Source organism: Youxingia wuxianensis (genome assembly GCF_014385085.1).
In the GTDB taxonomy this organism is placed as follows: Bacteria; Bacillota; Clostridia; order Oscillospirales; family Ruminococcaceae; genus Youxingia; species Youxingia wuxianensis.
Window position 1 is genome coordinate 55,478 of the sequence record NZ_JACRTD010000010.1, and the last position, 12,799, is coordinate 68,276.

11 protein-coding genes are annotated in these 12,799 nt (G+C 46.9%); 6 read left to right on the forward strand and 5 right to left on the reverse strand.

Features of this window, described 5'->3' with window-relative positions; translation table 11 throughout:
- Together H8705_RS12375 and carB are read left to right on the forward strand one after the other, a co-directional pair.
- On the forward strand, positions 1-1,113 hold the full coding sequence (locus H8705_RS12375) for a carbamoyl phosphate synthase small subunit (RefSeq protein ID WP_262396100.1): 1,113 nt from the start codon (positions 1-3) through the stop codon (positions 1,111-1,113).
- 1 nt (position 1,114) lies between these two features.
- Positions 1,115-4,312, forward strand: a complete 3,198-nt coding sequence (gene carB, locus H8705_RS12380; protein WP_262396101.1) for a carbamoyl-phosphate synthase large subunit — start codon at positions 1,115-1,117, stop codon at positions 4,310-4,312.
- 92 nt (positions 4,313-4,404) lie between these two features.
- On the opposite strand, the gene H8705_RS12385 is transcribed toward carB, so the two are convergent.
- On the reverse strand, positions 4,405-4,566 hold the full coding sequence (locus H8705_RS12385) for a hypothetical protein (protein WP_262396102.1): 162 nt from the start codon (positions 4,564-4,566) through the stop codon (positions 4,405-4,407).
- 99 nt (positions 4,567-4,665) lie between these two features.
- Here H8705_RS12385 and H8705_RS12390 point away from each other — a divergent pair, with 99 nt between their 5' ends.
- Positions 4,666-4,845 carry a hypothetical protein gene (locus tag H8705_RS12390; protein WP_262396103.1) on the forward strand — a complete coding sequence of 60 codons (180 nt, stop codon included), beginning with the start codon at positions 4,666-4,668 and terminating at the stop codon, positions 4,843-4,845.
- 72 nt (positions 4,846-4,917) lie between these two features.
- Here H8705_RS12390 and H8705_RS12395 read toward each other — a convergent pair whose 3' ends face one another.
- Positions 4,918-6,273 (reverse strand): putrescine aminotransferase, encoded by a 1,356-nt coding sequence (locus tag H8705_RS12395; RefSeq protein WP_262396104.1) that lies wholly within the window; start codon positions 6,271-6,273, stop codon positions 4,918-4,920.
- 301 nt (positions 6,274-6,574) lie between these two features.
- Here H8705_RS12395 and H8705_RS12400 point away from each other — a divergent pair, with 301 nt between their 5' ends.
- Positions 6,575-7,321 (forward strand): LuxR C-terminal-related transcriptional regulator, encoded by a 747-nt coding sequence (locus H8705_RS12400; protein ID WP_262396105.1) that lies wholly within the window; start codon positions 6,575-6,577, stop codon positions 7,319-7,321.
- A gap of 28 nt (positions 7,322-7,349) precedes the next feature.
- On the opposite strand, the gene H8705_RS12405 is transcribed toward H8705_RS12400, so the two are convergent.
- Positions 7,350-8,564, reverse strand: a complete 1,215-nt coding sequence (locus H8705_RS12405) for a tRNA(Met) cytidine acetate ligase (protein ID WP_262396106.1) — start codon at positions 8,562-8,564, stop codon at positions 7,350-7,352.
- Between the two features lie 150 nt (positions 8,565-8,714).
- Here H8705_RS12405 and H8705_RS12410 point away from each other — a divergent pair, with 150 nt between their 5' ends.
- Together H8705_RS12410 and H8705_RS12415 are read left to right on the forward strand one after the other, a co-directional pair.
- Positions 8,715-9,920, forward strand: a complete 1,206-nt coding sequence (locus H8705_RS12410) for an acetate/propionate family kinase (RefSeq protein ID WP_262396107.1) — start codon at positions 8,715-8,717, stop codon at positions 9,918-9,920.
- A gap of 72 nt (positions 9,921-9,992) precedes the next feature.
- Positions 9,993-10,802 (forward strand): amidohydrolase family protein, encoded by an 810-nt coding sequence (locus H8705_RS12415; protein WP_262396108.1) that lies wholly within the window; start codon positions 9,993-9,995, stop codon positions 10,800-10,802.
- 32 nt (positions 10,803-10,834) lie between these two features.
- Here the strand turns inward: H8705_RS12415 and H8705_RS12420 are convergent, their stop codons facing one another.
- Together H8705_RS12420 and metA are read right to left on the reverse strand one after the other, a co-directional pair.
- Positions 10,835-11,470, reverse strand: a complete 636-nt coding sequence (locus tag H8705_RS12420) for a stage II sporulation protein R (RefSeq protein WP_262396109.1) — start codon at positions 11,468-11,470, stop codon at positions 10,835-10,837.
- A gap of 53 nt (positions 11,471-11,523) precedes the next feature.
- The gene (gene metA, locus H8705_RS12425; RefSeq protein WP_262396110.1) at positions 11,524-12,453 is read right to left on the reverse strand and encodes a homoserine O-acetyltransferase MetA; all 930 of its coding nucleotides are present in this window, start codon (positions 12,451-12,453) and stop codon (positions 11,524-11,526) included.
- Positions 12,454-12,799: the final 346 nt, after the last annotated feature.

A 12,799-nucleotide genomic window follows, 5' to 3' on the forward strand; every position in this document is an offset into this window, starting at 1 on the left:
ATGCAGATTTTAGAAAACAGCAAAAAAGCATATCTTCTGCTGGCGGATGGAACGGTGTTTGAGGGGCTTTCAGTAGGGGCCCAGGGCACCACTATAGGAGAAGTGGTGTTTACTACCGGTATGACCGGGTATCAGGAGACACTGACCGACCCGAGCTATTACGGGCAGATTGTTACCCAGACTTTTCCGCTGATTGGAAACTATGGGGTCAATCATTTCGATGGGGAATCGAACAAGTGCTATTTGAAAGGATATATCATCCGGGAATGGTGCGAAGTTCCCAGCAACTTCCGTATGGAAGGGACGATTGCAGAGTTTTTGAAAGAAAATAATGTGATCGGCATTTATGACATTGACACTCGGGCGCTTACCCGGAAAATTCGGGAATACGGTGTGATGAACGGTATGATCACCGATCAGGACGTGTATGCCAATAAACAGACCCTCTTACAAGAGATCAACGCCTTTGAAATTAAAGACGCGATCAGATCGGTTTCTATAGAGCAGCCGGTAAAATACGAATGTGAACATCCTGAGTTTGAAGTAGCCTTGTTGGATTATGGTTACAAACGCAATATTCGCCGTTCCCTTTTAATGAGAAACTGTAATGTGACGGCAGTGCCCTGTACCACGACCGCAGCCCAGCTCAAAGAAATGGGCGTGGACGGGGTGATGCTCTCCAACGGACCAGGAGATCCTCAGGAGGACAAAGATATTATCAACAATCTCCAAGAGATTTTGCAGATGGGACTGCCGGTGTTCGGTATCTGCTTAGGCCATCAGCTTACAGCCCTTGCCAGCGGCGGGACGACGCAAAAATTAAAATATGGCCATCGGGGCGCCAATCAACCGGTAATTGATCTGGAAAGCGGTACCACTTATGTAACCAGCCAAAATCACGGCTATGAGGTAGTGGCTGCTTCCATTAAACCGGAAATAGGCACGGTCAGCCATATTAATGCCAATGATCGCAGCTGCGAAGGCGTGGAATATAAAAATAAGAATATTTTTACCGTCCAGTTCCATCCGGAAGCCTGCGGAGGCCCGGCGGATACTGGCTACTTGTTTGATCATTTTATCACTAGGATGCGCTGTATAAAGGAGGGAAAATAGAATGCCGCTTCGTGAAGATATAAAAAAAGTATTAGTCATCGGCTCAGGCCCGATTGTTATCGGCCAGGCGGCGGAATTTGATTACGCAGGAACCCAGGCCTGCCGCGCTTTGCGGGAAGAGGGGCTGGAAGTTGTGCTGATCAACTCCAATCCAGCGACTATCATGACTGACAAAGCAATGGCGGATAAAATCTATATCGAGCCGCTGACGCTGGATGTGGTAAAGCGGGTGATTGAAATTGAACGTCCAGACAGCGTGCTTTCCACCCTGGGCGGGCAGACGGGGCTCACTTTGTCAATGCAGCTTGCAAAAGAGGGCTTTTTAGAAAAAATGGGAGTCAAGCTCCTGGGGGCAAATCCGGAAACTATCGATAAAGCCGAGGATCGTCAGATTTTTAAAGATACTATGGAAAGCATCGGTCAGCCCTGTATCCCCTCCAAAGTGGTCACGACTGTGGAGGACGCTATGTCCTTTGCCCAAGAGATTGGCTATCCTGTCATTGTACGTCCGGCCTTTACTTTGGGAGGCAGCGGCGGCGGTATTGCTCAGACGCCCCAGGAACTTCATGAAATTTGCGAGGGCGGATTGCGGCTATCCCCCATTACTCAGGTGCTGATTGAAAAATGTATTTCCGGCTGGAAGGAAATTGAGTTTGAAGTGATCCGGGACCGCAAGAACAACACCATTACTGTATGCTCCATGGAAAACGTAGATCCGGTGGGCGTGCATACAGGGGACAGCATCGTTGTGGCGCCGGCAGTTACCCTGGCGGATAAAGAGTATCAAATGCTGCGCACGGCGGCTATTGATATTGTAAAGGCCCTGGGAGTGGAGGGCGGATGCAACTGCCAGTTTGCTCTGCGCCCAGATAGCTTTGAATATGCGGTTATCGAGGTAAATCCCCGTGTGTCCCGTTCTTCGGCTTTGGCCTCCAAGGCTACCGGCTATCCGATTGCCAAGGTGGCCGCCAAAATTGCGATCGGCTATACCTTGGATGAAATTGTAAATGCGGTGACAGGCAAGACATACGCCTGCTTTGAGCCAACAATCGATTATATCGTGGTGAAATTCCCCAAGTGGCCGTTTGATAAGTTTGTCTACGGAAAACGAACTTTGGGCACCCAGATGAAAGCGACAGGAGAGGTGATGGCGATTGGCACCTCTTTTGAACAGGCCATGATGAAAGCGGTGCGTTCTATCGAGTTGGGACTGGATACTCTCAATGTAAAGAAATTGGAAGAGAAAACCGATGAGCAAATTGTAGAAATGCTCTACAAATGCGACGATGAACGTATCTTTGTGGTATTTGAGGCGTTAAAGAGGGGCGTTTCCCTGGATACAATTTTTGAAATTACCAAGATCGACCGGTGGTTCACCGGAAAACTGAAAAATCTGGTGGATTTGCAGAACTATCTTCAGGAAGGTAACTTGGACAGCCACAAATATAATATAGCGAAAAAATATGGTTTTCTGGATAAGACCATCCAGCGGCTCAGCGGCTGTGAGGTTACCCAGGAGATGAAACGGTATGCTTCCTTTAAAATGGTAGATACCTGCGCCGCAGAATTTTCCGCTGAGACGCCGTACTTCTATTCCACTTTTGATCAGGAGAATGAGGCGGCCCAGTTTATCCAGCACCATAACTCCGGGAAAAAGAAGGTGCTGGTAATCGGGTCCGGACCTATCCGTATCGGACAGGGAATTGAGTTTGATTACTGTTCAGTACATTGTGTGTGGGCGCTGAAAGAAGAAGGGTATGAAGCGATCATCGCAAACAACAATCCGGAAACGGTTTCCACCGACTTTGACACCTCCGACCGGCTGTATTTTGATCCGCTGACCCCAGAGGATGTGGACAGTATCCTGGAAACGGAAAAACCCTGGGGCGTAGTGGTACAGTTTGGCGGACAGACGGCCATTAAGCTGACAAAACATTTGATGGAAAAAGGGGTTAATATCCTGGGGACCAGCGCCGACAGCATTGACGCGGCGGAGGATAGGGAACGGTTTGACCAGCTGCTGGAAAAGTGCAATATTCCTCGTCCGGCGGGACATACGGTGTTTACTTCTGACGAAGCTCTGAAGGCTGCCAACGACTTAGGTTATCCTGTGCTTTTGCGTCCTTCCTATGTGTTGGGCGGGCAGAATATGATTATCGCCTACAATGACGCAGACGTGGTGGAGTATATGAATATCATTACTTCCCATATGATTGAAAATCCGGTGCTGATCGATAAATATATGATGGGCAAAGAGATCGAAGTGGACGCTATCTGCGACGGATATGATTATCTTATTCCGGGTATTATGGAGCATATTGAACGAGCCGGCGTCCATTCCGGAGACAGTATTTCTGTCTATCCTGCCCAGACCCTTTCTCAGAAGATGAAGGCCGCTTTGATTGATTATACCGGCCGCCTTGCAAGGGAACTAAAAGTAGTCGGCTTGGTAAATATCCAGTATGTCATTTATAACGATCAGGTATATGTCATAGAGGTAAACCCTCGTTCTTCCCGTACGGTACCGTATATCAGCAAGGTTACCGGAGTTCCTATGGTGGATATTGCCACCAAAATCATGCTGGGCTATAAACTGGCAGATATGGGGTATGGTTCCGGATTATATCCGGAAGGGGATTATGTAGCGGTGAAAGTTCCTGTGTTCAGCTTTGAGAAGCTCCATGATGTGGATACTGCTTTGGGGCCGGAAATGAAATCTACCGGTGAAGTTTTGGGCATCGCCAAAACGTTCGAGGACGCGCTGCTCAAAGGACTGGTGTCTGCCGGATATAAGATGAAGAAGGACGGCGGCGTACTGATTACAGTGAAAAACTCCGATCAGATTGAGGCCATCCCCTTAGCGGAAAAATTTGAAAAGATGGGATTTACTTTGTACGCCACCCCAGGCACCGCTCTGGTGCTTAATCAGCATATGATCGCGACCAACTCGGTGCGTAAGCTGGGCTTTCCGCCGCCGAATATTTACGATCTGTTTGAATCAGGAAAAGTGGATTATGTAATCTCCACTTCCGCCAAAGGAAGAATGCCCGCCCGCCATTCAGTGCAGATGCGGCGTAAGGCGGTGGAGTTGGCTATTCCTACTCTCACTTCCTTGGATACTGCTAACGCCCTGGCAAATTGTTTGATGATGGAACGGACCATCGATGACGTGGAACTGGTGGACATCGTCCATATATAGAACGCTTTTTTGGCACCTTTTTATAAAGGAATCAAAATGTTCTTAAAAAATCCCGGAAGGATTTTTGGCCTTCCGGGATTTTTTCGAGAAAGTTACTGGCGGAAATCCTCCAGAGGAAAAAAATTTCCATGCAAAACGGCTAACAGATGCAGATAGTCGGACAGGATTCCCTCTATCGGAACTCCTGTCCTTTGGGAAAGCTCTTCATACAAAGGCAGGTCGGTTTCCTGTAAAGCGACAGTGAAAGTTCTCATAAGCCCTCCAAAAATATTGAGTCAAAAATGCGTCAATTTTATTTCTCATTATAATAGGGCGCTATAATGTCGTCAATACTTAGTTAGGAGGGCGTCATTATGAAGGATAATCTTTCGCGATATACCCTGCGAATTGGCAAACCAATATTGGATAAGCTGGAATATATAGCCAAATACGAAGGCAGAAGCAAAAATAAGGAGATTGAAAGACTGATTAAACGGCATATCGAACAGTTTGAAAAAGAACATGGTCCCATCGACTTAGAACCATCCACCTAATAAATCCCCGGCAGAGTTCTTTGGACTCTGCCAGGGATTTTGAAAAGTTTTTTGGACTTTTTTATAAGGGACTTAGAGTTTAAACTCCTTTTGTGTATCAGCCAGAGCAGCGTCCATACGGGAAATTACCTGATCCATTTCTTCTTTGGTAATCACAGCCGCGGGTTCGAAACGCACACATTTCGCGTTAACAAGGGTGCCGGCGGTGAGTACGCCTCGGGAGAACATCCCTTTTGCCACGCTGTAACCAACATCGCTGGTGCAGAATTCTACCGCCAGCATAAGCCCCACACCACGGACGTCGTGGATGACAGTAGGATATTTTTTTCTAAGCTGCTCCAGACCGGATTTCAGATATACACCTTTTTCACGGCACTGGCCGGGAACGTCATGCTCCAACATATATTTAATTGTGGCCAAAGCCGCCGAACAGCAGATAGGATTTCCGCCGAAGGTGGGAGACCCCAGCAGCCACGGATTATCCACCAGCTCCTGATTCCACATAGACGGTTTACAGATGATACCGGTGATAGGCATAATACCGCCTCCGAAGGCCTTGCCGTAAGTCATAATATCCGGGGTAACGCCTTCCGCTTCGCACCGCCACATCGTACCGGTGCGTCCCATGCCGCATTGGATCTCATCGAAAATAAGGGCTACGCCGGTTTCGTCACAGATTTTGCGCACCTGAGCCAGATACCCTTCTGGGGGGACAATTACGCCAGCCTCTCCCTGGATAGGTTCCAGGATTACGGCGGCGACTTTTTCGCCAACCGCCTGCAGATTATGGATGGCTTTGTACACGTCCTGCGCGCAGCCGTATTCTACATGCTGTACCTGCTGTACCATAGGGGTGTATGGAACACGATAGGTGCTTTTGCCTCCCATGGAAATAGCCCCCATGGATTTCCCATGAAACGCGCCTACGGTAGAGATGTACCATCTTCCACCGGTGGCGATACGAGCCAGCTTCAGCGCCATTTCTACTGCTTCAGCGCCGCCGTTGGTAAAGAAACAATACTTCAGTTCGCCGGGGGTAATATCTGCCACAGCTTTCGCAAGATAACCCCGCAGAGGATCCAATAACTCTTGGGAATGAAGAGCTTGGTGTTCTAACTGGGCTTTCACCGTATCCATAATTTCTGGATTGCGGTGTCCGCAAGTATAAATTCCAAAGCCGCCCAGGCAATCGATAAACTCTTCCCCATACAGGCCAGTGCAAACAGAGTCATGATCAGACCACTCTACTACTGCTGCATTGGTGGAAACAGATTTGCGGTATTTCAGCCAGCCGGGACTGACATAGTTATCAAAGTAGTCCAGGGTATCCTGAGTGATCGTCTTTTTTTCTTTGTCGGTCAGGCGTTCGCTATGGATATAGCCTAATACCTTATCCAATTCGTTTATGATCGTTTTTTTGTTCTCCATCAAAATCATCCTTTCCACATTTGCGCATAAAACAAAAAATGACGTAATCTGCCTATCGAAGGATCGCAGATACGTCATTGTATACATTGTTATGCAATATTCAGTTTTATCTCTAGATCAAATTATATTCGGTTTGAATATTAATTTCAATGACTTATTAAGAGTGTTTTTATGGTTAAAAAGAAGAATAAATAATTAAAAATATGTAAAAATTACTTATTTTTAGGTAAATATTTTATATATACATAAAGATCAAATTATGCTAAAAATATATAAAAGGATAGCTGGGGAGGGGTATCGTATGCAAAACAATGAGTTTTTACTGATCAATAATATTATTTATCAGATATACAGTATTTCGGATTTTAATAGCATGCGGGCTGCGGTCCTTGGCTTATTGCGATTATTAGTACCCAATACCGCCGCCAGCATTCTGGTGGCGGACTGCAGGGGAGAAGAAAAACTGCTTTGCGACCCGGTGTGCGTCCCTCAGGAGTTTTTCGGCGCGGAAACTAGCTATTTTTCCCTTGAAGAAAAGGACTATACCCGGTGGATGATGCTCAGCGGCAGCTGCATGTTGGTGAGAGATACGGATTTGATGCCGGAGGAGCAGAGAATAAAAACCGAATTATATCAAAAATGGTATGCGCCTTGGGGCGTTCACTATTCTCTGCAGTTAAGTATTGTATATGAAGGACGGTTTTTAGGAGTGCTTTCCCTTTATCGTTCCAAAGAAGAAGGAGATTTCACGGACAACGAGATGTTTTTTTTGAAAGGGCTCAGCGACCATCTGAACTTGCGGTTTGGACGGCACTTTGCCAGCCAGGAAGAAGAGAAATTTCCACAGCAGAAACTCTCTTCACTTTCCCGGGAACACCAGCTTACCCGCCGGGAAAGTGAAGTGCTGGCTCGGGTGCTGCAAGGACTTGATAACGGGCAGATTGCCCAGGAGATGTGCATCAGTGTATTTACGGTGAAAAAGTATCTTCAAAACCTGTATCAGAAAATGGAGGTTTCCGGACGATGGGAATTGTTCCGGCTAAAATAAAAAGCCATCGGGTAACCGATGGCTTTTTCTATCGAACGGAAATTTTCTGGGTAAAATCGCTTCCGCAGGGAAGCGCCACCGGCAGGCCCAAGGCATACAGGTCGGCGGCATGTCCCTCCAGCTGCGCGAGGGTTTGGCACAGACCTCCTCTGTCCCGCAGTTTGGCAAGGGAATGGGAAACAGGCAGCCGCGTGGTTTTATTGGCGGCGGTGAGGATTTCCAGCCCCTGTTTATTAAAGGATAAAACGCGGATATACGGTACCGGCTGAGAAAGCAAAGCGCCGTCTACCTGAAGATAAGCGTTCCACACCAGGCGCCGGATACGGGATAAGGTGTACCGCTTGGTTTTTACTAAGTTGAGCAGCTCGTCTACGGAAACCGCCGCCCTTACCCCATCGTACAGTCGGTTATCCAGTCCTTCAGAAATATCCGGCAGGGAAGAAAACTGCTCCAAAGTCATACAGCGAAGAGAGGAAAGCACGGCCGTATTGAGACTATGAGACTGGAAAGGCATCATCCCCGCGGACACAGCAGAGTGATAAACGTGGTATGCGCCTTCAGGCACATACTCGCGGATGGTTTCTAAACTGTCCAAATCCAAAAGATTGCGCAGATGGGAAGCGGCCGCGATTGTAGAGGCGGGAACGGTACTGTCGTGCTCTGTCCCCTCCCGTGTTACGGTAAAAGGGGTCATCGGCAGCTCCTGACGTAAAATTTGCCGAAGATATTCCACTGCTAGAGTATTGTTGGGGGAGGAAAGTACCTGGGCAGTTTCTTCCCCGTAAAATTTTTCAACCGCTTTTTGCCGGGCGCGGGCATAGGTGATCCCTTCGCTCAGAAGAGTTTTAATATACTCATCGCAGTAGGGATTTTCCACCGCTTGAGCCGCCCGTGCCAACTGATCGATTTGGCCGCATTCGCTGCCGAAAGAAAGCACATCGATACAGCCCAGCCCCCCTAATACCTGCAAAGCACCATAGGCAAACCGCTCGGCGGTAGCCATGGCCCAGGGAAGGGGAAGCTCCAGCACCAGATCCGCTCCACAGGCTACGGCGGCGTTGGCCCGTACGTGCTTGGGCGCGATGGCGGGCCCTCCTCGCTGGACAAAGTTCCCGCTCATTACCGCTACAATATGGGTAGCGCCGGCAGCGCGGGTTTTTTGGATGAGATGGGCGTGTCCGTTGTGAAAAGGATTGTATTCCGCTACGATTCCCGCAATGATTTTTTTCTGCTCATTCGCCATGAATTTTACTCCGTCTTTTGAAATTTTCTATCCGATTCCCTTGAATTTTCGCCTATATTGTAATAATATATAAACATGTTTGGTTGTGTCAAGTCCTTTTGGCGGCTTGGCTGTGTTCAAAAAATAATGAAAGAGGCGTAAGGTGTAGTTATGAAGATACTGGTTATCAACGCTGGAAGTTCATCGCTGAAATATCAGCTCATCAATATGGAGGATGAGAGCGTTTTAGCAAAAGGCAACTGCGAACGGATTGGAACGGATGGGAAGATTAGCCATAAAACAGCATCCGGAAAAGAAATTTCCTACGATGTGGCTTTCCCGACCCATAAAGAAGCATTTATGGAGTTGGTAAAAAATCTGGTCAGCGGCGAGGGAAAGGTAATTGACGATGTAAAAGAAATTTCCGCTGTAGGGCACAGAGTGCTCCATGGAAGCGAAAAATATAAAACTTCGACACTGATTACCGATACAGTAATTGAGGATATTTTTGCTTTTTCTGAATTAGGACCTTTGCACAATCCGCCGCAGGCAACCGCTATGCGGGCGTGCCAGGAAGTGTTTGGGAAAGAAGTGCCCATGGTGGCTATCTTTGATACCTCTTTCCATCAGACAATGCCGGAAAAAGCTTATATTTTTGGAATTCCTTACGAGTACTATGAAAAATACCACATTCGCCGTTATGGATTCCACGGTACCAGTCACCGGTATGTAAGCGCCCAGTATTTCCAGCTGACCGGCAAGAAAAAGGAAGGCACGAAAATCATTACATGTCATCTGGGCAACGGAAGTTCTATTTCCGCCATTAAAGACGGTAAAGTGTACGATACCTCTATGGGCTTTACCCCGCTGGATGGTTTTATTATGGGGACCAGAAGCGGCGGCGTGGATCCCTCGGTGATTACTTACCTTGCCAATAAAGAGAATATCTCCCCAGATGAGATGTCCAATATTCTCAATAAAAAATCTGGATTTTTAGGAATTTCCGGTGTTTCCAGCGACTGCCGCGACGTTACTGCGGCGGCGAAGGCGGGAAATCATCGCGCTCAATTGACTTTAGATATTTTAGTATACCAAATCAAGAAATTTATCGGCGGCTATGCGGCGGGCATGGGCGGCGTTGACGCGATCATCTTTACCGGCGGTATCGGCGAAAACGACCGGGAGCTGCGGGCGGCGGTGTGTTCTGATATGGAATTTTTGGGCCTGTCCATCTGCAAAGATACCAATGAAGCTATTCGCGGCAAAGACGCGAAATTTTCTACCGACAGTTCTAAAGTGGAAGCTTGGGTAATTCCCACCAATGAGGAACTGCTTATTGCCAGAGATACCCAGGAGATTGTAAGCGGCCTAAAATAAAGTGTTTTCCAAGCTAGTAACACAGCCTTTCACATATCATGTGAAAGGCTGTTTGCAAAGGAGTGCTCCATTGTGCGCGAGATAAAAGATTTAACCATTATTGATGCACATTGCCATATCTTCCCCCAGAAGATTGCAATGAAAGCGACCCAGTCGATCGGAGATTTTTATAGTATTCCCATGCGGTATGAGGGGTTTCCTCATGTGTTGGTAGAGAGCGGCAGACGAATTGGCGTAAAGAAATACCTGGTTTGTTCCACCGCTACCAAACCGGAACAGGTGGAAAGCATCAATGATTTTATCTATGAGAAATGTAAAAAATATCCAGAGTTTTTTGGCTTTGGTACTTTGCATCAGCATACGCCGGATTATGAAGCGGAAATTGAGCGGATAAAGAGTTATGGCCTTCATGGGATAAAGCTTCATCCGGACTTTCAGAGGTTTCATATTGACGATCCCAAAATGATCCCGGTATATCGGGCGATTGCCAGAGAAAAGCTGCCGGTGCTTTTTCATATGGGAGATGCACATTTTGATTATTCCGCCCCCCGCCGTCTGGCTAATGTAATGCAGCAGGTGCCCGATCTTATTGCTGTCGCCGCTCATTTCGGCGGATACAACGAATGGGACGAAGCGGATAAATGGCTGAAAATACCCAATGTTTATTATGATACCTCCAGCAGCCTGTTTGCGTTGTCCAAAGAAAAGGCGCTGAAAATGATTGACCATTTTGGAGTAGAAAAATTTTTCTTCGGAACGGATTTTCCCATGTGGGATCATGTGGAAGAATTAAATCGGTTTTTGGCGTTGGGGTTGTCAGAGGAAGAAAACGATATGATTCTTTATAAGAATTTTGAGAGGCTGTTTGGGATTACAATTTAAGAAAGAAGGAGGCCGTAAGCCTCCTTCTTTCTTTATTTTGTTTGAGAAAAGATAGTCTCAAACAGTTCCACAACCGCCAGCTTGGGGATAAAAACCGGCGTTTCGTTGAGATTGTGAATTTCCTGCATTTCCTCGCTGTTGGAAGGTTCGGCGGCAGGAATACACATAGGCGGGTACATAACGCACCACCAGTTTTTTCCGCCCCCGTCGCCCAAAAGGATACGCACCGCGTCGTAATTTCCCGCTGGAAGAGAAAGATCGCCGTATTGCCGGGTGGTAAAGTACATATTCGTAACCTCAGCGCGGACTCCATAGGATTTTCCCTGGTTTCTTAATTCTTCCAGGGCCGCCTGCTCAATGCGCTGGATATTTTCCTGAGCCGCTAGTTTTGCGCCTTTTTGGGACTGGGGAAGAAAGAAAAGATCTTCGGTTTCCAATAAAATGCGATCCCGCACCGCCAGCTTAACCCGCTGATCTTCCTGACTGTCAGAATTAGCGAGGATATGTAAACGCAGTACTTTGCTTCTTACCTGCTGGCATTCTTGACCAAACACAGCGAAGTTGGCCAGCAGTACCGACAGGAGGATACCAAAACAGACAGCCACATCTATTTTACGAATATAACGGCTTAATGTAAAATGAGGTTTGTAAAAACAACTCTGCTTCATAAAAAAATCCCTCCAAATGACGTTGGAAGGATTTTTGGCAAGTTTTCACTTTTTTATTCACTTTTGGGGTCCAATTGTTCAAGATCGTAGGGGGTTGTCTGGTAGACATAATAATTCAGCCAATTATAAAACAACAGATTCGCGTGGCTGCGCCAAGTATACAAGGGCGTCTGGGAAGGATCGTTGCCGGGAAAATAATTCTCCGGCAGAGAGATAGGAAGCCCTTTGTTTAAATCTCGGAAGTATTCGTTTGCCAGAGTATCCCGGTCGTATTCTGAATGGCCGGTGATAAAGAACTGCCGTCCGTTGTAGGTGGAGGCGGCATATACTCCCGCTTTTTCAGAAACGGATAGGATCTCCAACTCCGGCACGTTTTCAATATCCCAGCGCTTGACCTCGGTGTGGCGGGAATGAGGAACAAAAAACACTTCGTCAAACCCACGGGTGATGGGATGATTTTCCACACATAAACGGTGCTGAAAAATTCCAAACATTTTTTCCTTCAGGGGATATTTTTGGATACCATAATGATAGTACAGACCTGCCTGCGCTCCCCAGCAGATATGGAACGTGGAAAAGACATTGGTTTTGCTCCACTCCATAATCTGGCACAGTTCGTCCCAGTACTCCACCTCCTCAAAAGCCATCTGTTCCACCGGCGCGCCGGTAATGACCATTCCGTCGAAACGCATATCCTTAATATCGTCAAAAGTCTTATAAAATTTAAAGAGATGTTCAGAGGAGGTGTTTTTGGAAACATGGGATTTCATTTGGATCAATTCCACATCCACCTGAAGAGGAGTGTTCCCTAGCAGACGCAGCAGCTGCGTTTCCGTTTCGATCTTTTTGGGCATGAGATTAACAATGGCGATCTGCAGAGGACGGATATCCTGATGCAGCGCCCGGTATTCGGTCATAACGAATATATTCTCATTTTCTAATATTCTCGAAGCGGGTAAACTGTCGGGAATTTTTATCGGCATAAAATGCCCACCCTTTCCTTATAACAAAATAACCGCATCCAATGTACGGCCAAAGGCTGACAAGCTAATAAAAATTATTCTAGCTCACTTCTGAGGGAAAATCAAGTGAAGAACAAAAACAGGCGAGTTATTGTAAAAAATCTTTACAAAAAGTGTTGACAAATTTCTCCCAACATGATATTATAACAAAGCTGTCTCGTGCGTAGTTACGCCTAAACGGGGCAGAAAAGAGAGCACCTTGAAAAATGAACAACGAGAGAAGAAAAGACCCTGAAAAGATGACTTTGAGGCGAAAGCCAAGAAGGCAAGAAGCAAAGACCAGCGAGAAGAAGCTGGATTAAAACTT